The organism is Mesorhizobium sp. M2E.F.Ca.ET.209.01.1.1 (assembly GCF_004010375.2).
Lineage (GTDB): Bacteria > Pseudomonadota > Alphaproteobacteria > Rhizobiales > Rhizobiaceae > Mesorhizobium.
Genome location: NZ_SADP02001216.1, coordinates 1 through 288, shown reverse-complemented (window position 1 = coordinate 288; position 288 = coordinate 1). Strand labels below are relative to the sequence as shown.

The window sequence follows — 288 nt, the reverse complement described above, 5'->3', positions numbered from 1 at the left end:
CTTCTGTGCGGTCTGGGTCCACCGCATGGATGGCCGGGCAGCACCACCGATCGTCATCACGCCGGACGCCACGATCGACCTGCAATGGATCGACGGCCGCTTCCGCATTGCCGGGCCGGACAAGGAGCTGCAGATCGAGACGCCGCCGGCCGGCGCGGTGATCATCGGTTTCCGCTTCCGGCCGGGCGCCGCCGCCGGCTGGCTCGGCGTGCCGGCCGGCGAAATTGTCGGCGAGCGGCTGGGCCTTAGCGAGGTGTGGGGCACGCGCGCCCGCGTGCTCACCGACAG

Annotated in this window: 1 pseudogene; it reads left to right on the top strand. The window is 71.9% G+C overall.

From position 1 onward, the window contains the following. Positions 1–288 (top strand): annotated as a pseudogene (locus EN852_RS39800) (AraC family transcriptional regulator); the annotation flags it as partial.